Origin of the sequence: Diaminobutyricimonas sp. LJ205 (assembly GCF_009755725.1) — a bacterium.
In the GTDB taxonomy this organism is placed as follows: domain Bacteria; phylum Actinomycetota; class Actinomycetes; order Actinomycetales; family Microbacteriaceae; genus Ruicaihuangia.
On record NZ_CP046619.1, the window covers coordinates 2,419,593 to 2,438,625 of the forward strand.

At 67.6% G+C, this 19,033-nt stretch carries 18 protein-coding genes and 1 pseudogene; 12 read left to right on the forward strand and 7 right to left on the reverse strand.

Annotated elements, in window-relative coordinates; all coding sequences use genetic code 11:
• Positions 1-14 precede the first annotated feature (14 nt).
• From GO591_RS11745 to galU, 3 genes are all read right to left on the reverse strand, one after another.
• Entirely contained in the window at positions 15-923 is a 909-nt protein-coding gene (locus tag GO591_RS11745) for a hypothetical protein (RefSeq protein ID WP_157156985.1), read from the reverse strand.
• Positions 924-1,048: 125 nt separating this feature from the next.
• A complete protein-coding gene (locus tag GO591_RS11750) occupies positions 1,049-1,702 on the reverse strand; it encodes a GNAT family N-acetyltransferase (RefSeq protein ID WP_157156986.1) in 654 nt (217 codons plus the stop codon).
• Between the two features lie 12 nt (positions 1,703-1,714).
• Positions 1,715-2,608 (reverse strand): UTP--glucose-1-phosphate uridylyltransferase GalU, encoded by an 894-nt coding sequence (galU, locus tag GO591_RS11755; protein WP_157156987.1) that lies wholly within the window; start codon positions 2,606-2,608, stop codon positions 1,715-1,717.
• Between the two features lie 39 nt (positions 2,609-2,647).
• Between galU and GO591_RS11760 the strand changes: the two genes are divergently transcribed.
• Positions 2,648-3,229, forward strand: a complete 582-nt coding sequence (locus GO591_RS11760) for a 5-formyltetrahydrofolate cyclo-ligase (protein WP_157156988.1) — start codon at positions 2,648-2,650, stop codon at positions 3,227-3,229.
• 2 nt (positions 3,230-3,231) lie between these two features.
• A pseudogene (locus tag GO591_RS16140) lies at positions 3,232-3,372 on the forward strand (FmdB family zinc ribbon protein); the annotation flags it as partial.
• 14 nt (positions 3,373-3,386) lie between these two features.
• On the opposite strand, the gene GO591_RS16145 reads toward GO591_RS16140, so the two are convergent.
• Positions 3,387-3,560 (reverse strand): hypothetical protein, encoded by a 174-nt coding sequence (locus tag GO591_RS16145; protein WP_370455357.1) that lies wholly within the window; start codon positions 3,558-3,560, stop codon positions 3,387-3,389.
• Positions 3,561-3,632: 72 nt separating this feature from the next.
• Here GO591_RS16145 and mscL point away from each other — a divergent pair, with 72 nt between their 5' ends.
• Entirely contained in the window at positions 3,633-4,073 is a 441-nt protein-coding gene (gene mscL / locus GO591_RS11770) for a large conductance mechanosensitive channel protein MscL (RefSeq protein ID WP_157156990.1), read from the forward strand.
• A gap of 926 nt (positions 4,074-4,999) precedes the next feature.
• Here the strand turns inward: mscL and GO591_RS11780 are convergent.
• Positions 5,000-8,668, reverse strand: coding sequence for an AAA family ATPase (locus GO591_RS11780; protein WP_157156992.1), 3,669 nt, complete (start codon positions 8,666-8,668; stop codon positions 5,000-5,002).
• Positions 8,669-8,877: 209 nt separating this feature from the next.
• Here GO591_RS11780 and GO591_RS11785 point away from each other — a divergent pair, with 209 nt between their 5' ends.
• On the forward strand, positions 8,878-9,249 hold the full coding sequence (locus GO591_RS11785) for a DoxX family protein (RefSeq protein ID WP_157156993.1): 372 nt from the start codon (positions 8,878-8,880) through the stop codon (positions 9,247-9,249).
• A gap of 26 nt (positions 9,250-9,275) precedes the next feature.
• Here GO591_RS11785 and GO591_RS11790 read toward each other — a convergent pair whose 3' ends face one another.
• Positions 9,276-9,938 carry a histidine phosphatase family protein gene (locus tag GO591_RS11790; protein WP_157156994.1) on the reverse strand — a complete coding sequence of 221 codons (663 nt, stop codon included), beginning with the start codon at positions 9,936-9,938 and terminating at the stop codon, positions 9,276-9,278.
• Positions 9,939-9,960: 22 nt separating this feature from the next.
• The gene (locus GO591_RS11795) at positions 9,961-10,668 is read right to left on the reverse strand and encodes an NADPH-dependent F420 reductase (RefSeq protein WP_232466166.1); all 708 of its coding nucleotides are present in this window, start codon (positions 10,666-10,668) and stop codon (positions 9,961-9,963) included.
• Between the two features lie 78 nt (positions 10,669-10,746).
• Here GO591_RS11795 and GO591_RS11800 point away from each other — a divergent pair, with 78 nt between their 5' ends.
• The 8 genes from GO591_RS11800 (at position 10,747) to GO591_RS11835 (ending at position 19,027) form a co-directional block, all read left to right on the forward strand.
• On the forward strand, positions 10,747-11,628 hold the full coding sequence (locus GO591_RS11800; protein WP_157156995.1) for an alpha/beta fold hydrolase: 882 nt from the start codon (positions 10,747-10,749) through the stop codon (positions 11,626-11,628).
• Between the two features lie 166 nt (positions 11,629-11,794).
• Complete coding sequence (locus GO591_RS11805; protein ID WP_157156996.1) at positions 11,795-13,168, forward strand: MFS transporter; 1,374 nt, start codon at positions 11,795-11,797, stop codon at positions 13,166-13,168.
• A 357-nt stretch (positions 13,169-13,525) separates the two neighbouring features.
• The gene (locus GO591_RS11810) at positions 13,526-14,287 is read left to right on the forward strand and encodes an SDR family oxidoreductase (RefSeq protein WP_157156997.1); all 762 of its coding nucleotides are present in this window, start codon (positions 13,526-13,528) and stop codon (positions 14,285-14,287) included.
• The gene (locus GO591_RS11815) at positions 14,287-15,588 is read left to right on the forward strand and encodes an MFS transporter (protein WP_157156998.1); all 1,302 of its coding nucleotides are present in this window, start codon (positions 14,287-14,289) and stop codon (positions 15,586-15,588) included. The genes GO591_RS11810 and GO591_RS11815 overlap by 1 nt, the downstream gene beginning before the upstream one ends.
• A 2-nt stretch (positions 15,589-15,590) precedes the next feature.
• Positions 15,591-16,538 (forward strand): 3-hydroxyacyl-CoA dehydrogenase NAD-binding domain-containing protein, encoded by a 948-nt coding sequence (locus GO591_RS11820; RefSeq protein WP_157156999.1) that lies wholly within the window; start codon positions 15,591-15,593, stop codon positions 16,536-16,538.
• Positions 16,539-16,624: 86 nt separating this feature from the next.
• Positions 16,625-17,128 carry a MarR family winged helix-turn-helix transcriptional regulator gene (locus GO591_RS11825; protein ID WP_157157000.1) on the forward strand — a complete coding sequence of 168 codons (504 nt, stop codon included), beginning with the start codon at positions 16,625-16,627 and terminating at the stop codon, positions 17,126-17,128.
• A 129-nt stretch (positions 17,129-17,257) separates the two neighbouring features.
• A complete protein-coding gene (locus tag GO591_RS11830; RefSeq protein ID WP_157157001.1) occupies positions 17,258-18,091 on the forward strand; it encodes an oxidoreductase in 834 nt (277 codons plus the stop codon).
• A gap of 99 nt (positions 18,092-18,190) precedes the next feature.
• On the forward strand, positions 18,191-19,027 hold the full coding sequence (locus GO591_RS11835) for an SDR family NAD(P)-dependent oxidoreductase (protein ID WP_157157002.1): 837 nt from the start codon (positions 18,191-18,193) through the stop codon (positions 19,025-19,027).
• Positions 19,028-19,033 lie beyond the last annotated feature (6 nt).

Consider the following 19,033-nt stretch of genomic DNA (forward strand, 5'->3'; position numbering starts at 1 on the left):
GCGGGGGCGACTGGTTACGCGCGACGGCGACGGCGGAGGACGGCGTCGAGGTCCGGGGCGGAGGTGTCGACATCCGCCACGATGCCCATGTTCGCGAACCGGCTCTGCACCTTGGCGTTGATCGGCACGACCTCGGGCTCGGCGTGCGCCGCGACGAGGGCACGCTGGCGCTCCTCCTCCTTGGCACGCAGCTCCTCGATCAGATCGACGCCGACCACGACCGGCTTCTGCGGCGCGGGCTTCGACATGTACAGCGGCTTCGGCACCGGCACCGGCGTCCACTCGCGAGTGACCTGTTCGACGGGAGGTGCCACGACCCGCGCCCGACGCGGAGCCTCGACGACGATCGGCTCGGCGATCGCCCGGGCCAGGCGGGCGCGTCCGGTTGCGGCCAGGCGTCCCAGCATCCACAGTGCGACACCGCCGACAGCAGTGGCCGCACCAAGCACCAGCCAGGACGCCACGACAGCCCCGGTGGTCACCATCAGGCCGACCTGGGCGATGAACGTGATGAACGAGGCGAGCAGCACCAGCGATGTGACCGCGCGGGTGCGTCGAAGGCGAGCGGCGGCCGCGGATGCCGCGACCTGCGCCGCGATCAGCGGATCGGTGTCCGCAAGCTGCCGAGCGGACGCACGTGCCGCAGCCGCTTCCCTGGCACGGGCGACGGCTTCGTCGTGCTGCGCCTGCAGTCGGAGGGCACGCTGCTGGGTGGCAACCTCACGGGCGGTGGACTCGGCGCGCACCGCGTGCGGGACTTCGGCGGTCTGCGCCATCACCCGCAGGGTCTGCTGCAGCCGCACCGCATTGCGCTCGGTCGCCAGGTACTCGCGGCGCTTCACCCAACTGGGCAGAAGGTAGCCAAGCCACAACAGCGCGGCAACGGCCAGCATGACCGCTGTACCCACCCCCGAGGATTCCATGTCACTACCGTATCGATCCGGCAGGCGTGGGATTCACCATCCGGTGGGCGTGTCATGCAACGCATGTCGCGCAGTGGGGTGTCTTGCGACGGAAATCACCGGTCGCGGACGACTCGCGAGCGGATTCAGCCGAGCCGCAGCGGAGTCTGCGCCAACGCCCGGTCGGAGGCCGGCACCACTCCGGCGCCTTCCGGCACCCGGCCCTCGAGCCACCTGCGCAGCACGCCCTGCGGCAGCTCGTCGGAGGTGAGCGCGAAGCAGAAGTGGTCGCGCCAGTCGCCGTCGATGTGGATGTACCGGCGGCGCAGTCCCTCGTAGCGGAAGCCCAGTTTCTGGACCACGCGCAGGCTGGGCTCGTTCTCGGGGCGGATGCAAATCTCCATCCGGTGCAGGCCGAGCGAGAAGAAGCAGTAGTCGGTGGCGAGCGCCACCGCGGTCGGGGTCGCGCCGCGGCCGGCGAAGCGCTCCGACACCCAGTACCCGATCGTGGCGCTTGACAGCGACCCGTAGCTGATCGACGACACGTTCAACTGCCCGGCGAATTCACCGTTCGACTCGACGACGAACGGCAGCCCCGACCCCGCGCGCGCATTCGCGAGCAGCGAGCGAATAGTTGCCCGGGCGTCGTAGCTGCCCTGGCCGGCCGGGTTGGTGGCCTCCCACCGCCGCAGCCAGCCACGGTTCACTGCCAGTTCGTGCTCGAGGGTGCGGGCATCCCGCAACCGAATAGGACGGATGCCGGTCTGGCCTGACCTCAGCGTGGGGATCGGGGCGGGCATGACGAATCGGTATTAGTCGAGGCCTGCGACGAAGTCCTTGAGCCACGGCGCGAAGTCCGGGCCGAGGTCCTGGCGGTCAACGGCGAGCTGCACGATGGCCTTCAGGTAGTCCAGGCGGTCACCGGTGTCGTAGCGGCGACCGCGGAACACCACGCCGTAGACGCCGCCGGTCCAATCCGGTGCGGTCGCCAGCTCCTCGAGCGCGTCGGTGAGCTGGATCTCGCCGCCCTTGCCCGGCTTGGTCTTCTCGAGCACATCGAATACCTCGGGCTTCAGCACGTAGCGTCCGATCACGGCCAGGTTCGAGGGCGCGGTGCCAGGGGCGGGCTTTTCCACCATGCCGGTGATTCGCACCACGTCATCCTCATCAGTGGGCTCGACCGTGGCGACACCGTACAGGTGCGCGATCTCCGGATCAACCTCGAGCAGCGCGACGACGGAGCAGTTGCGCTCACTCTGCACGTCGATCATCCGGCTGAGCAGTACATCACGGGCGTCGATGATGTCGTCACCCAGCAGCACTGCGAACGGCTCGTGGCCGACGTGCATCTTGGCACGCAGCACGGCGTGGCCCAGCCCGAGCGGGTCGCCCTGGCGCACGTAGTGCACGTCGGCGAGGTGGCTGGAGTGGTTGACCTTCTCGAGCTTGTCGGTGTCGCCCTTCCTCGTGAGCGCAGCTTCAAGCTCGCCCGCACGATCGAAGTGGTTCTCGAGAGCGTTCTTGTTGCGGCCGGTGATCATCAGGACGTCGGTCAGCCCGGCGGCCACCGCCTCTTCGACGACGTACTGGATGGCAGGCTTGTCAACGACGGGGAGCATTTCCTTCGGCATGGCTTTCGTGGCCGGAAGAAATCGGGTACCCAAGCCTGCGACGGGGATGACTGCTTTCGAAATGTGGAACGCCATGGGCCAAGGTTAGTGGTCAGACCCGAATAGACTTTGAGTATGGCCCCCGACCCGAGCCACGAGAAGCGCGCGCTTCGAGCCGAACTCCGTGAGCGACGACGCACGATGACGGCACCGGAACGGCTTAATGCTGCGGATGCTCTCACCCGTAATCTGCAGGATCTGACAGCCGGTCGGGATGTGCAGTCCCTGGCGACCTACTTGTCCACGCCCGATGAGCCGCCTACGCGGGACTTCGTGCATTGGGCGCACGAGCGCGGCATCCGGGTGCTGATCCCGGTTTCACGCGACGACGGGCTGCTCGACTGGGCGGTCTACGACGGCTCCGAAGAAGAGGACCTGCTCGGCATGCCCACCTCGGGCAGCGAGCTGCTCGGCCCCATCGTGATCAACGAGGTGGACCTGATCGTGGTGCCCGCAGCATGCGTGGACCGCACCGGGATGCGGATGGGCTGGGGTCGCGGATATTTCGACAAGACCTTGGGTTCCATGGAAAAATGCCCGCCGGTTTATGCTGTGGTCTTCGACAACGAGTTTGTCGAGACCGTGCCCAGAGAAGTGCATGATCAACCCGTGGACGGGGTCGTCACCCCGTCCGGGATCGTTTCTTTCAAGGATTGACTGTGCCTACTTACTCTTATCGCTGCACCGAGTGCCAGAACTCGTTCGACATTCACCAGTCGTTTTCGGATGACTCGCTGACCGTGTGCCCGAGCTGCAGCGGCAAGCTGCGCAAGCTCTACAACACCGTCGGCGTGACCTTCAACGGGTCGGGCTTCTACCGCACGGACAGCCGCGCGGCGGCGGGGTCCGGCTCGGGCTCGGGCTCCTCCTCGGACTCCTCGAGCTCGTCGTCTGGTTCTGGCGGCTCCTCTTCGGGCTCTTCGGGCTCTTCGAGCTCTTCCAGTTCTTCCGGTTCTTCCAGTTCTTCCTCAAGCTCCTCCACGAGCAAGACAACGACTTCCAGCAGCCCTGCCGCTGGGTGACCCGCGCCGCCTGTCTCGCTCGGACTGAAGGAGTATCAGTGCTCAAGGGATTCAAAGACTTCATCACGCGCGGCAATGTCATCGACCTGGCCGTCGCCGTGGTCATTGGCACTGCGTTCACCGCGATTGTCAATGCTCTGGTCGATTCACTGCTGAATCCCTTGGTCGGCGCGTTGTTCAACGCGGAAAGCCTCAAGGACGCGTTCGTCGTCAGCATCCCGACCATGTCCGGTGGTGCCGCCGAGCTCGGCTTCGGCGCGATCATCGCGGCGGTGATCCAGTTCCTGCTGGTCGCCCTGGTCGTCTACTTCGTCTTCGTGTTCCCGATGAACAAGTTCCGGGAGCATGCCGCCGCCCGCCGAGCCGGCGAGCCCGGCGCATCGGTCGAGGAGTCAGCGCCCACCGAGACCGAACTGCTCGCCGAGATCCGCGACCTGATCGCCGCCCGCAACGAGACGGGCCGCCACTCGGGCGCGTAGGCTTTCCGGCTGAAGCGCACGGCGACCGCACTTCAGGTGGACGTGACCCGGGCCCATTTCGGGTGGACGTGGACCAGGGCGCATTTCGGGTGAACGGGGATCGGGTGGCCATGGATCGGGTGAAGGTAGTGCGTTTTTGCAATGTCACCCCACGGTGACATTCCGAGAACGGCGGGTCTTCCCGAAAACATCGGAACACAGCACGCTTCCGCTGGTCGAGCTTGCCGAGACCAGGTCTCGGCCGGCTCGACCAGCGACCATTGGCCGCGCGCGCGGGCCATTGTTGCACTCCCGGTGCTCTCGCTGAGCGGCGCGCCGCGGGAAGTTGCGTGCGCGGCTGAACGTTCGCCAGCGCCCGCAACTTTGGACCGCGCGGTGTTTCGCTGACTGCGCGCGGGTTCTAACTCCAGCGGAGTTCTCGCAACACCGCGCAGTCGTAGGGCGGGGTGCACAACCTCCGCGGAGTCGTAGGGCGGGGTGCACAAACCTCCGCGGAGTCGTAGGCTCAGGCCGGATTCGGATGCGGGGTGGTCCGAGACGCGTCACTCGCTTCGGTCGCGGCGCTCCTCAACCAGCGGAAGTGGGGCTCGGGGCGCCCCTCAACCACCGGAAGGGGAGCTTGCGGGACTCCTCAACCACTGGATGGCGGCCGCGGCGCGCGTCAACCAACCGGCGCGGGCTCGCGACCGGGTGGCGACTACCCCCAGTGGGGCGGCTTGTCGGCCTTCAGCCGGTCGTCGTTCTCGTGCTCGTTGTGACGCGGCGGTTCCGCGGTCGGCGTTGGATCGGTGCCCGGAGGCGGCGGAGTCGTCACCCGCCGACGTTTCCGCTCCCGTGGCGCCGACTCACCAGGCGACTTACCGGCCGCCTCACCCCGCGACTCCCCCGCCGCTGACTCGGCGCCAGCGGGGAGCTTCCCATCAGATTCAGACACCGACCACCTGGATCGGTTCGGTCAACGGCCCGACCGGAGCGCCGATCATGGCGCACACCTTGTCGGCGACGGCGTCCGGGTCGCTGAACAGTTCGAACGCGTGCACGCGCAGGTAATGCCAGCCGAGACGGCGCAGCATCTCCGGCCGCAGTCGCAGCGACTCACGCAGCGTGGAGCGGTGCAGCACCGCATCCGTCTCGATCGCGATGCAGCGTCCGCCGTGCGCCGCGACCAGGCCCAACTTGCCGCGGTGGCCAAGCGCGACGACGAGGCCGCGCTTCTCCAGTCGGCGGGCGAGGTCGACGAGCATCGGGTCGCTGTCATCCGGCAGCGGCTCCTCGGCGGCGCGGGCGCTGATCTCGGCGAGGATCTCGGCGAGGGCGACGGCACCGTGCTTCATGCGGCCGTGCTCGATGTCGGATGACTCGAAGCAAGTCACGATCTTCAGGTGCCTGCGGGCCCGCGTCATCGCCACGGCGAGCAGTCGTTCGCCGCCCGGTTCGCCGAGCGCACCGAAGTCGCTGAGCACTCGGCCGTGCGGGGTGCGACCGTAGCCGATCGAGAAGATCACCCGGTCACGGCTCTGCGCCACCGCCTGGTCGACGGTGAGCACCACGAACGGTTCGGCGGAATCGCCGATCACGAACTCCGACAGCTCCGGGCGTGAGGCGATCGCGCCGAGCACCGCCTGCTGCACCCGCACCGCGTGCTTCGGGCTCGCGGTGAGCACCATCAGGGACTCCTGCGGACGAGATGCCGCGTGCTGCAGCACCAGCTCGACGACCCGGTTGACCTCGGCGTCGACGCTCTCCACCGAGCCGTCGTCGGGGTCGGGCATCCCGGTGCCGTCCTCGATGTAGTCCAGGGTGAGGCTGCCGTGTCCGAGGAAACTGCCCGCCCACGGCATCGAGTCGATCCGTCCGCCGTAGAAGCGCCGGTTGACCAGCTCGGCGAGGTCCTCTCCCCCGGCCCGGTAGCTGCGAGTGAGTGACAGCGTCGGCAGCAGGCTGGACAGCTTCGCGAGTGCGGACTCCGCGTGCAGGTCGAGGTGAGCGGATGACTCGGCCTCAACCTCGGCATCCGACTCGTCGATCGCGATGACAAACGGAGCCGGCGTCTGCGTGACCGGGTCACCGAACGCCACGATCTGCCGACCGCGGCGGATCGCACCCAGGTTCTCGGCGACCGTGGTGGCGCCGGCGTCGACGATGATGACCGTGTCGAACGGCATCGTGTCGGTGATCTCATGCACCTCGTACGGGGTTGCCAGCCAGACCGGGGCGACCGCCCGGGACAGGTGCGGCGCGCTGGTCTGCAGGTCGAATGCGGTGATCTCGCCGCGCTTCAGCGCCTTGCGCAGCGCATCGGCCTCGTCGGGCCAGTCGGCGATGCCGAGCTTGAAGTTCTCGGCCAGCTGCCAACTGAGCAGGCCGGCGCTGCCGGCGGCGTGTGCCTCGTCGACCAGCCGGAAGTCGGCCTCCAGTCGGTCGAGCACCGGAGTGTTCGCGTTTAGCAGGGCACGGTCGGCGGCGAGCAGCGACTCCAGCGCGGACTGCCACCAGGCCAGCTCGAGCTCCGCGCCGACCTGCGAGTCGGGCACGTGCCGCGAGGCGAGGTCGGCGATCAGCGGATCGAGCTCGAGGTCCCGCAGCGTGGTCATGAGCGCGGTGCGCTCCTGCAAGTTCGTCAGCACGTCCGACTCGGCGGCAAGACCGTGGATGGTTGCACTGAGCTGCTCGATCGGCAGGTACGCCAGCTGCGAGTCGCGGTTGGCGTGGCCGAGCGGGCCGTCGAGCAGGCTGAGGTCCTGGGTGACCCGCTGGTACGCGACCTGGACGTCGGCGATGCCGACCGGAACCTCCGGGGTGACCCCGACGGCGACATAACGCTGCCAGAGGATCCGCTGCTGCTGGATGCGGGTGAGCGCGTCGTGCAGGTCGCCGACGTGCACGCCGGGACGCACATACTCCTTGGCCAGTTGCCGCAGGCGGCGCCGGTTGCCGCCGGACATGCTCGAGGACTCGCGGCGCGGCGCGGTGGCCGCGATGAGATCGCTCAGCGAGCGGTCGAAGACCACCGGCAGGAACTTGTCGAGCGTGTCCCGCAGGTCGGTGAGCAGTCGCAGGTAGACGCCGAGTTCGTGGATCGACTCGTACGGACGCATCCGGGTCGACCCGATCAGATCGTTCGCGCGCGTGAGCAGGCGCGGCAGGCTTTCGTCGCGCAACTGCTGGGCAAGCGCGTGTGCACGGGCGGCCTCGTCGCCGGTGGCGAATTGCGCGCCGTACCAGGGCGAATCGCCGGGGCCGTAGCGGAACTCGCCGAGGCTCGCCGCGGCGACCATGGTCTCGGCGACGCGGTGCCGGTCATGGGCGAGCCGCTCCACCGAGGTGCGCGACAGCCGCGCCGTGGTCGATGGCGGGGTGGGCAGCAGGGCCAGCCGGCTCAGCTCGGTGACGCAATCGAGCACGCTGATGCCGAGCACCGGGTCGGCCTTGGCGAGCGCCTGCCGGTAGTCGAGCAGCACGGTGCGCAGCCGCACCAGGGCGTCGTCGACCTCGGTCATATCGGACTGCTTGGCCTTCTCGGCGCGCGAGATCGCCCGGATCACGTCGCGCCGCAGGGTGCGCGGGGCGACCGCGAGTCCGGTCAGGCCGATGTCGGCGAACCGCTGGGCAATGCCGCGCAGGGTGGCCCGGCGCGGGCTGACCACGAGCACGCGCTTGTTCTGGCCGACGAGGGCGCCGAGCGCGTTCACCACGGTCTGGGTTCCGCCGGTGCCGGGCAGGGTCTTCACGACCACGGAGTTGCCTGCGGCGATCTCGGTGACGACCCGTTCCTGCTCGGCGTCGGCGTCGAGCAGCAGCACGTCGGTGGAGGGGTCGCGCACGTCCGCGGTGAGGAGGTCGACATCCGTCCGCGATTCGTCGACGGCCCAGCGCGCGGTCGGGTTGCCGGCGAGGGCGTCGAGTACCGGATGACTCGCGCCCGCGGCATCCGCGGCCATGCCATCCGCCACGCCTGCGAACGAGGACACCACGAGTCGCGGCTTGACGTTGAACCACTCAAGGTGGTTAGTCAGCCCGCGCAGCCGGTCAATGACGGCGTTCGGCTTGAAGCTGCCGTCGGATTCGCTGAGCCGCACGAACGCGTCCGCGTCGAGCGTGATCTGGAAGTGCTGCTTCATCGCCCGGGCGAACTCGGGGTTCAACAGGGCGTGCCCGCGCAGTTTGAGGTCGAAGTCACGGCCGTGGCGACGGATCGCGAGCGGACGCAGCAGCACCGGGGCGCGGTAGCTGGTGCCCTCGTGGGTCCACTCGGCGATGCCGATGCCCAGGTGCACGGCGTCGATGCCGCGGGTGGTCTGCAGTTCGCCGCCCTTGTTGGCGATCAGGGATGCCGCCACCTTCGCGGCGCGCAGGGCCAGCTCGTCGCGGATCAGGCTCGACAGCGGCGTGGTCTTGCCGGTGATGAACTGGGCCAGCCCGCCGGGGTGGGTGACGCTGAGTTCGATGCGGGTGCGCGGGGTGTCCGCGAAGTGAAGCAGGGGTGAACGGCCGCCGATGCCGGCCAGCTCGCTCTGCCAATCGGGCGCCGCGACATTGTCGCCGCCGTCCTCGGGCGAAGCGTTCTCGACCGGGAGGACCGGGGTCTCTTCCACTTCAGCTACTTTCTCGGCACGCCACACGCAGCAACCTTAAGTCCCTCGTCCTGCAAAACCGTGCAGCGTTGCGGGGTTTCGGGCTGCCGGGCATGAGTTCGACCCCTATAACGGGGTGCGCCGGGCTGGGAATGCGGAGGTCGCTCGTCAAGTTGAGGAGCATGTTCCGATTCATCCTCATCTCAACGACGATTTCACGAAGGACACCCATGGACATTGCACTCTGGATTGTTGCCGGCATCGCCGCCCTCCTCTTTCTTGCCGCTGGGGCAATGAAGGCCCTCCAGCCCAAGGAGAAGCTCGCCACCTCGATGGGGTGGGTCGACGACTTCAGCACGCCCCAGGTCAAGCTGATCGGCATTGCCGAGGTGCTCGGAGCCCTCGGCCTGATCCTGCCCGCGCTGTTCAATACCGCGACGATCCTCGTGCCGATCGCCGCCACCGGGGTCGCCGTCATCATGATCGGCGCGATGGTTGTGCATGCTCGCCGGGGTGAGGCTCAGATGATTCCGATCAACGTGGTGCTGTTCGCGCTGGCCGCGTTCGTCGCGGTCGGCCGATTCTTCATCGAGCCGTTCTAATCTGCGGCATCCGCCAGGGGTGGGCCCTAAACGGGCTCGCCCCCAGGCCCGGTCGCTGCACCCTCGTCCAGCCGCGCGCCACCGATCGCGATGCCGGTCCACGACAGTGCCGTCCAACCGAGGTCGGGCGAACCCTCGAGCGCAACCACTCCGGTGTTGTGCAGCGAGTGCCGGGCAGCGAAGTCGACGTCGACGTTGTGCGCCCGCGCCGCAGCCCAGACCCGGATCACCTGGCCGTGCGCCACGACTGCGACGGCCGAGTCGTCGGTTGCGGTCGCGGCAACCTCGTCGATGACGCTGTCGAATCGGCCGAGTACCTCGACGCCGTTCTCGCCGCCGGGCATCCGCTGTTCCAGATCGCCAGCAGACCAGCCGAAGCTGATGCGGTGGTAGAGCTCGACCGACTTCCAGTCGGACTTCATCTCCAGGTCGCCCGCGCTGATCTCGCGGAGCCCCTCGCGCACCGCGACCGGAAGCGCGAGCACGTCGGCAAGCGGCGCAGCAGTCAGCTGCGCGCGTTGCTGCACCGAGGCGAAGATCGCTCCGATCGACTCGTCGACCAGGGCCTCGGGCACCGCGGCGGCCTGCTGCAGTCCGAGGTCGGTGAGGCCCGGGCCGGGCACCGCGGTGTCGAGCGCGCCCAGCACATTGGACGGAGTCTGCCCGTGGCGGATCAGCAGCAATCGCATGCTGCCAAGCCTAAGGCGCGGGTCAGACGGGTTGGGCCGCTGGTTCGGCGGTCGCCTCGGCGAGGATGCTGCGGATGTCGGCGGCGCTGTGCCGCCCGCTGAAGATCGCCGTGCCGGGTTGGAAGTTCACGCCCGCGGCGAGCGCCCCGGCGTCGACGACATCGAAACCGAGCGCGCCGATGAACTCGGCGACGATCGCCTTCGCATCGGCGTCATCGCCGGCGATGCCCAGCGCACGACGGTCCGGCGCGTCCTCAGGCCGGCCATCGGACTCCAGCTCGTGGTACCCGATGTGGCCAAAGCTCTTGACGACGCGTGAGTCGGGCAAGAAGTCCCGCACCACCTCACTGCTCGAGCGCTGCTCGAACTCGGCGATGCTGCCGTCGATCGGCGCCCAGTAGTTCATCGCGTCGACGACGACCTTTCCAGCGAGTGCCTCTACCGGCAGCGTGCGGTATTTGTGCAGCGGCACCGCGACGATCACCAGGTCGGAGTCGCGGGCCGCCTGCTCGGCGGTGACGGCGGTCGCGCCGGGAATGACGATCTCGGTCAGCAGGGCGATCTGCTCGGGATCCTTCGAGCTCGAGACGTTCACCCGGTAGCCCGCGGCCAGTGCCTTGCGGGCGATGGCGCTGCCCACTCGTCCGACGCCGAGAACGCCGATGGTGGCATCCGGTCCCAGTCCCATGTCTTCTCCTGCCGTTGTCACGTCAACCAGAACGCGCGGCATGTCCGATTTATGCCGACTCGACGGCTTGAGCTGCGCTACTGTTCTGCTGCCCCGCGATTGCACACCCCGAGGAGACCCGTGCCCATCGAGCATTTCGTCGCGCTGCCGGATGGCCGCCGCCTGGCCTATTTCGATCTCGGTGACAGCAACGGGCATCCGGTCATCCACTCGCACGGGGCCCCGAGCGGGAAGCTCGAGACCGAGTTCTTCGACTTGGATGCCGCGGCTCGCGAAGCCGGCGTGCGACTGCTCGCGATCGACCGGCCCGGGGTCGGTGGTTCGGATGCTGCGCCCGGCCGCACCCTGCTGGATTGGGCCGACGATGTTGCCATCTTCGCCGATGCCCTCGGGCTCGACCGGTTCGGGCTGTTCGGGTATTCGATCGGCGCCGGCTCCACGCTGGCCTGCCTGCAGCGACTCGGCGACCGGGTGAGCGGCGCGGCGATCGTCTCCGGAGCCGGTCCCGCGCAGTTCCCCGAGCTCGCACAGGGTCGGGCCAAGGATGTCGCGCGCGTGCTGCACTTCGCGCGGCACTACCCTCGGCTGACCAATCAGGTGCTGAAGTTCATGCGCTGGGGCACGAAGAACCCGGCCAAGATGATCGCGGCATCCGGCCGGAGCATGCCGCCCGCGGATCGTGCCATCGCCGATCGCCCCGAGGCGGCCGCACCGTTCGCGGCGTTCATCGCCGACGCGATGCGCAATGGCACCGCCGGGGTTGCCGATGACCTGCGGCTGATCGCCTCACCGTGGGGCTTCGAGCCGGGCCCGAGCGAACTGCCCGTGTCCATCTGGCACGGCGAGGCTGACACCAACGTGCCCGTTGCCGCTGCCCGGTGGCTGGCCGAGCGGCTTCCGAACGCCACCTTGCACGTGGTGCCGCAGGGCGGGCACGTCTCTGTGCTGGCCGCCGAGGCTCGGGGCATCCTGCAACAGCTGCGGGAGTGCGCTCGAATCTGAGGTGACCCGACTGCGGTGACAGACTGCGAGTTCCACGCTCGAGGACCATCGCATTTCCATGCAAAGTAATACACCAGCAAATGGAAGCTATGGTTTACCGGTCAACGAAACTGCCGGCCGGGCGCACGCCACCCCTGAGCGTCGGCCTCGAACCAATGGAACTTCTATGACCAGAAGCGCTAACCTCGCCGCCTCCCCCAACCGCGTCCGCCGCAATGCGATGGTGTCGAGCTACCTCGGCACGGTGGTCGAGATGTACGACTTCCTGCTCTACGGGACGGCCGCGAGCCTGGTCTTCCCCATCCTGTTCTTCAACGACCTGGATCCGGTCGCGGCATCCATCGCCTCTTTCGCGACGCTCGCCGCGGGGTACGTCGCGCGCCCGCTGGGCGGCATCCTGTTCGGCCACTTCGGGGACCGGATGGGCCGCAAGAAAATGCTGGTGATCACGCTCACGATGATGGGCGTCATCAGCTTCCTGATCGGGCTGGTGCCGACGCACGCCCAGATCGGTGTCGCTGCGCCGATCATCCTGGTCAGCCTGCGGGTGATCCAGGGCATCGCCGTGGGCGGCGAGTGGGCCGGAGCCGCACTGATGAGCATGGAGCACGCGAAGCCGCAGGGCCGCGGCCTCGCGGCCAGCATGGTCGCCAGCGGCGGACCGGGCGGCGCGGTGCTGGCCACCCTCGTGCTCACCGCGTTCTCGGTGCTGCCCGAGGACCAGTTCCTGGCCTGGGGCTGGCGGGTGCCGTTCCTGCTGAGCGCGGTGCTCGTCGTGATCGCCATGGTCATGCGGATGAAGGTGACCGAGTCACCGGAGTTCGAAGCCGCACAGGAGGCAGCCAGAGAGGCACCCGCGGCCCATCAGGGAGTACCGCTCGTCACGATCCTCACCCGCTACCCCAAACAGCTGCTGTCCGCGATCAGCGGCGGGCTGGCGCCACTGTTCCTGCAGTCGCTGCTGGCGACTTTCGCCCTGAATTACGCGGTGACTGTCGGGCACGACCGGACCACCGCGCTGCTGCTGGTGACGATCGCGAACTTCGTGCACATGTTCACCATCCCGGTGTTCGCCCTGCTGTCCGACCGCTTTGGCCGCAAGCCGGTGATGCTCACCGGGGTGGTGCTCGGCATCGTGTTGATCTGGCCGTTCTTCGAGCTCATCACGGATGGCTCGTGGTGGGCGCTGCTGTTGGCATTCATGATCGGCAACCCGCTCGTGCAGGGGTTGATGTACGGCCCGCTCGCCGCTTGGATCAGTGAGAAGTTCGGCACCGAAGCCCGCTACACCGGCGTCTCGCTGAGCTATCAGATCTCGAGCACGCTCGGGGCCGGACTCGCCCCACTGATTGCCGCTGCGCTACTCGCGGTCGCCGGCGGCGGCACGAACACCTGGCTCATTGCGCTGTTCTTCACCGGACTGAGCGTGATCACCGGCATCGCGGTGCTCACCAGCCGGGAGACCGGCAAGGCGCCGCTGATCGGCACGACACCCGTCCGGCCAGGCGTGAGCGCACCCGTCGCCGAACTGGTGCGCTGACCCGACTCAGCCACTAACCCACTCGCCCGAACGCGCCCATGTCCACTCGGACACGGGCGCGTTCTGGTGTGGCGGAAGGGCATGCGTGAACCTTCGCCCTCCGGCAGGGAGCCCGTCGGCCGGCTCCGATTGGCAACCGGTTGCCACACCCGGCTAGTCTGTTGATAGTCGCGCCAGGAGAATACTGAGGCGGTTTCGAGACAGCAGTCGCCAGTCTCCCGCTACCAGGCCGAACTACTACGCCGCGTAGTTTCTATGCAAAGTAATACACCGGCGAAATAGGTGTTATGGTTTACCGGTAAAAGAAATTCCGGCTTCGCAGGAGATCCCTCAGAGGCCACGTATTAAGGAGATCACGTGACCAAGCGTGTATTGATCACTGCTGGTGCCGGTGGCATCGGTCTGGCTGTCGCGAAGGCGTTCATCGCCGAGGGAGCCCGCGTCCACATTGCCGACGTCAACGAAGAAGCGGTGACCAAGCTCACTGCCGAGTACGAGAACATCACCGGCTCGGTCACCGATGTCAGCAAGCCCGAGTCGGTCACCGCCCTCTTCGAGGACGTCAAGCGCGAGCTCGGCGGACTCGACGTGCTGATCAACGGTGCTGGCATAGCCGGCCCGACCGCGCCGGTCGACGAGTACGACGCCGCCCAGTGGGCCGCCGTTGTGTCGATCAACCTCACCGGCACCTTCCTGGTCACCCAGGCCGCGATCCCGCTGCTCAAGGAGTCGGATGCGGCGTCCATCCTCACCATTTCGTCGCTCGCCGGCCGCTTCGGATACCCGAACCGCGTCGCCTACTCGACCACGAAGTGGGGCCTCGTCGGCTTCGCGAAGACCCTCGCCATGGAGCTTGGCCCGTTCGGCATCACCTCGAACACCATCCACCCGGGCGCCGTTGACGGCCCCCGCATCATGAGCGTCTTCGAGGGCCGCGCCTCGGTCTCGGGCCGCACCGTGCAGGAGGAAATCGACTCCGCCATGGCCAACCAGTCGGTGAAGAAGTTCATCGACCCGAACGACATCGCCGCGCTCATCGTGTTCCTCGCCGGACCGCACGCGCGCACCATCTCGGGCCAGATGTTCCCGATCGATGGCGACTCTAAGGCGGCCGTGTAATGTCTACGACCTCTTCCGCCCCCGCCCCGGCGGCTTCCGCCGACCACGCATCCGGCCTCACCAAGGTCAGCCTGTGGAAGGGCCGCATCGGCCTGATCATCGGCATCGTCCTGCTCGGCATCACGCTTCGCTACGCGATCACCGGGATGTCGCCGCTGCTGACCACGATCCGCGAGGAGATGGGCATCGACGTCGCCGGCGCCAGCTTCCTGGGCATGCTGCCCACGCTGAGCTTCGGTGTCGCCGGATTCCTCGCACCGGTGCTCATCCGCCGGTGGAGCCCCGAGCTCACCGCCGCCCTGGCGATGCTCCTGGCCGCGGCAGGCACCATCGGTCGCGCCATGACCGACAGCGTGCCGCTGTTCTTCGTGCTGAGCGCCGTGGCGCTGTTCGGCATGGGCTTCGGTAACGTCGTCGGCGCACCGCTGGTGAAGAAGTACTTCCCGGACCGTCAGGGTGCGATGCTCACCGTGTTCGCGCTGCTCATGCAGGCCGGTGCGACCCTTCCCGCGATGACGGCGATTCCCCTCGCCGACGCAGCGGGATGGCGCTTCTCGATCGCCTCGTGGGGAATCATCTCCGTGCTCGCCGCGCTGCCGTGGATCGTGCAGCTCGTCAAGATGCGCAAGGACCGGAACGCGGCATCCGCGACCTCGACCGCTGCTGCGGCTCCAACCGGCCCGAAGCTCGGCCTCGGCCAGCTCATCAAGAGCCCGATCGCCGTCGGCACCGCGCTGTTCTATGCGATGGCGTCGCTCAACACCTACGCCATGCTGGCCTGGATGCCGACCATCTTCCAGGACGGTGGGATGTCGGAGGCCGACGCCGCAGCCGCGTTCTCGGTGTTCACCTTCCTGACGCTGCCGATGGCCGCCATCACGCCGATCCTCGCGACCAAGCTGAAGAACGTCGCCCCGGTCGCGGTGATCCTCGCCCTGGTGTTCCCGATCGGTTACACCGGCATCATCATCGCTCCGGAGCAGGCCGTGCTCTGGGCATTCATCGCCGGCATCGGCGGTGGCGCGTTCCCGCTCGCCATCACCATGTTCAACAAGCGCACGCGCACCCCACAGGGCTCGGCCTCCATCGCCGGATTCTCGATGGGCACCGGCTACCTGTTCGGAACGCTCGGCCCGCTGCTCGGCGGCGCCCTGTTCGCCGCCACCGGCGGCTGGACCGCGGCCCTCGTGGTCTTCGGGCTGACCAGCATCCTGGCCATCATCGGCGGCCTGATGATGACCCGCGGCAAGAGCGCTCTGGAAGACAAGTTCGCCCCCGTGAACGCTGAGGAAGGAAAGTAACCATGACCGAATCACGCATCAACGAGAAGGTCGCCGTCGTCGGCACCGGAGTCATCGGGGCCAGCTGGACCGCATACTTCCTCGCCCAGGGCTTCACCGTTGCGGCATCCGACCCCGGCGAGGGCGCGGAAGACCGCCTGCGTCGCTGGGTTGACGACTTCTGGCCCGCACTGGAGACCCTCGGCCTCGCCGAGGGCGCCTCGAAGGACAACCTGAGCTTCTCGAGCGATGTCGCCGTCGCCGTCAAGGACGCCGTCTTCATCCAGGAGAACGGCCCCGAGCGGATCGACATCAAGCGGGCGATCCTCGCCGGCATCGAGGCGGCCGCCCCCGCCGACACGGTCATCGCGACCTCGTCGTCCGGGCTGCTGATCACTGACGCGCAGGCCGGGGCGAAGCACCCTGAGCGCATCGTGCTCGGTCACCCGTTCAACCCGCCGCACCTCATCCCGCTCGTCGAGGTTCTCGGCGGCAAGGAGACGAGCGAAGAAAGCGTGCAGAAGGCGCTCGACTTCTACACCCGCATCGGCAAGCGTCCGATCCGGATCAACAAGGAAGTCAAGGGTCACGTCGCCAACCGCCTGCAGGTTGCCCTGTGGCGCGAGGCCTTCTCGCTGGTCGAGAACGGCGTCGTGTCGGTTGCCGACATCGACACCGCGATCTCGCAGGGCCCGGGACTGCGCTGGGCACTGCTCGGCCCGTTCCTGAACCTGCACGCCTCGGGCGGCGACGGTGGCATCACCCACGTGCTCGAGCACATCGGACCGGCCCAGCGCGAGTGGGCACGCGACCTCGGCGAGTACCCCGAGACCGACGACTACATCGGCCCGATGGCTGCCGGTGTGGACGCTGAGCTCGAGGGCTACGACTTCGCCGAGACGTTGAAGGCCCGTGACCGGCTGCTGATCGAGCTGATCGGCGCAAAGAAGCAAGCTCCACAGCTTCCGTAAGTGGAATGGGGCGGCCGGCGTTTGCCGGCCGCCCCTTCTGTTCCTCCCCCAACCCCTAAGCTGAGATTTCATCCAGGATAAGTAGAGTGACCACCGTGGACGACTACATCGATAAGAGCCGCGCGCAATGGGCGCAGATCGCGCCCGAGCTGGAGACCGAACCCGCGGGCATCGTCGGCCGCATCATGCGGATCGCGCACGTCATCGAGCTGCGCAGCGAGCGTGTGCTCGAGGACCTCGGTGTGACCCGGTCCGAGTTCGACATCCTTTCCCTGCTCGTCCGCACCGGCCGCCCGATGACCCCGAGCGAGCTCGCTACCCAGGCGCTCTGCTCCGCCGCCGGGGTCACGAAGCGTCTGAAGAAGCTGGTCGACTCCGGGATGGTCACCCGTGAAGCCAACCCGTCGGATGGCCGGGGCGCGCTCATCACCCTGACGGACAAGGCGCGCGAAAAGATGATTCCGATCCTCCAGGCGGTGCTCGATGCCGAGGCGGATCTGATCAGCGTGATTCCCCCTGAAGAACGCGAGCCGCTCGCCGCGCAGCTGCGCACGCTGCTGAGCAGCCTGGAAGCCGCAGGCTCCCGGTAACACCCGCTGGTCAAGCGTTTGTGCCCGTTCGGTACGTTCGCGCACGCTCGAGCGGGCTCGGATGTACCGAGCAGGCACAGACGCGGAGCGCCGTGCAAGCAGCGCCGCCCCCGGCGTAGTGTCCGGGTTATGCGAACCCCCAAAGTCGCCCTGGTCACCGGCGCGTCATCCGGAATCGGCGAAGCCACCGCCCGCCGCCTCGCCGGACTCGGCCTCACCGTCTACGGCTCCGCCCGCCGCCTGGATCGGATGTCGACCCTCGAGGCCGACGGCATCCGACTGCTGCACATGGATGTCACCGACGACGCCTCCATGACCGCGGGCGTTGAGCGCATCCTTGCCGACACCGGACGCATCGACGTGCTGGTCAACAACGCCGGCTACGGCTCATACGGTGCGCTCGAAGACGTCCCTCTCGACGAGGCCCGCCGCCAGTTCGACGTGAACGTGTTCGGTCTCGCCCGGCTCACCCAGCTGGTGCTGCCGACGATGCGCGCCCAGCGCTCCGGGAAAGTCATCAACATGTCCTCGATGGGCGGCAAGATGTACGAGCCGCTCGGCAGCTGGTACCACGCCACCAAGTTCGCGGTCGAGGGGCTGAGCGACTCCCTGCGTCTCGAGCTGAAACCCTTCGGCATCCACGTGGTGATCATCGAGCCCGGCGCGATCATCAGCGAGTGGAACGCGATCGCCCGTGACAGCCTGCTCGAGGTCTCCGGCAACACCGCGTACGGACCACTTGCGCAGAGCGTCGCGGCCGAGATGGCGGCGGCGGGTGCCCCGGGCGAAGGCTCCCTGCCGACCGTCGTCGCCGACGCGGTGGCCGCGGCGGTGAAGGCGCGGCATCCGAAGACCCGCTACCCGATCGGCCGACATGCCCGGGCGGTGGTGCTCGGGCGACGGCTGCTCCCGGATGTCGCCATGGACGCAGTGCTCTGGCGGCGATACACCCGGCACATGTGAGTCAGTCAATACATACACATGGAATATCCGGTGACGCGGCACGGTTGAACCTGATGACTGATCAATAAATCAGCCAAGAGCAAGAAGGTTGGAGAAACAATGTCAGGACTACTCGACGGCAAGGTAGCAATCGTCACCGGTGGCACGAGCGGAATCGGGCTCGCGACCGTAGAGCGCTTCGTTAGCGAAGGCGCGAAGGTAGCGATCGCCGACATCCAGGACGAGCTCGGCTCGTCGATCGCGGACCGGCTCGGCGAGTCCGTCACCTACATCCACACCGACGTCACGGACGAGGCTGCGATTGAGGCGCTTGTCGCCAAGACGGTCGAGCGTTTCGGCAAGCTCGACGTCATGTACAACAACGCTGGCGCTCAGGGTGACCCTTCGGCCATCACTGAGATCAGCGCGGAAGGCTTCGACAAGACCATCGCGCTCCTCACCCGCTCGGTGCTGCTTGGGCACAAGTATGCGGCTCGGCAGTTCCAGGCCCAGGGAACCGGTGGCTCCATTGTGACCACGGCGAGCGCCGCAGCACTCCAGGGCGGATGGTCCGCGGCCGGTTACACCATTGCCAAGCACGCCATCGTCGGCATCGTGCGGCAGTCGGTGGCGGAGCTTGCTCCCCTCCGCATCCGGTCCAACGCGATCGCGCCGGGCATCATCATGACGCCGATCATGGCGCGCACGTTCGGCGTCCCCGCGGACCAGGCGGAGGAGTTCACCACGTTCCTCGCCGATCGACTCGGATCGACCCAGCCATTCGGCCGTGTCGGCTTCGCCGATGACATCGCGAAGGTAGCGACGTTCCTCGCGAGTGACCTGTCCGAGTACGTGACCGGCACGGTCATCCCCGTCGACGGCGGCGCGACCGCCGTAACGCAGGGCACCTTCGCCTCGGAGGTTGTCACCGCCGCCCAGGAGTTCGTCGCCCGCTAAGCCGGG

What these genes read in the sequence shown, in the direction of transcription:
- GO591_RS11815 (WP_157156998.1), top strand. Translation starts at nt 14,287, where the DNA reads ATGTCTACGACCTCTTCCGCCCCCGCCCCGGCGGCTTCCGCCGACCAC.
- GO591_RS11820 (WP_157156999.1), top strand. Translation starts at nt 15,591, where the DNA reads ATGACCGAATCACGCATCAACGAGAAGGTCGCCGTCGTCGGCACCGGA.
- galU (WP_157156987.1), bottom strand. Translation starts at nt 2,608, where the DNA reads ATGGCGTTCCACATTTCGAAAGCAGTCATCCCCGTCGCAGGCTTGGGT.
- GO591_RS11760 (WP_157156988.1), top strand. Translation starts at nt 2,648, where the DNA reads ATGGCCCCCGACCCGAGCCACGAGAAGCGCGCGCTTCGAGCCGAACTC.
- GO591_RS11785 (WP_157156993.1), top strand. Translation starts at nt 8,878, where the DNA reads ATGGACATTGCACTCTGGATTGTTGCCGGCATCGCCGCCCTCCTCTTT.
- GO591_RS11835 (WP_157157002.1), top strand. Translation starts at nt 18,191, where the DNA reads ATGTCAGGACTACTCGACGGCAAGGTAGCAATCGTCACCGGTGGCACG.
- GO591_RS11795 (WP_232466166.1), bottom strand. Translation starts at nt 10,668, where the DNA reads ATGCCGCGCGTTCTGGTTGACGTGACAACGGCAGGAGAAGACATGGGA.
- GO591_RS11805 (WP_157156996.1), top strand. Translation starts at nt 11,795, where the DNA reads ATGACCAGAAGCGCTAACCTCGCCGCCTCCCCCAACCGCGTCCGCCGC.
- GO591_RS11830 (WP_157157001.1), top strand. Translation starts at nt 17,258, where the DNA reads ATGCGAACCCCCAAAGTCGCCCTGGTCACCGGCGCGTCATCCGGAATC.
- GO591_RS11790 (WP_157156994.1), bottom strand. Translation starts at nt 9,938, where the DNA reads ATGCGATTGCTGCTGATCCGCCACGGGCAGACTCCGTCCAATGTGCTG.
- GO591_RS11750 (WP_157156986.1), bottom strand. Translation starts at nt 1,702, where the DNA reads ATGCCCGCCCCGATCCCCACGCTGAGGTCAGGCCAGACCGGCATCCGT.
- GO591_RS11745 (WP_157156985.1), bottom strand. Translation starts at nt 923, where the DNA reads ATGGAATCCTCGGGGGTGGGTACAGCGGTCATGCTGGCCGTTGCCGCG.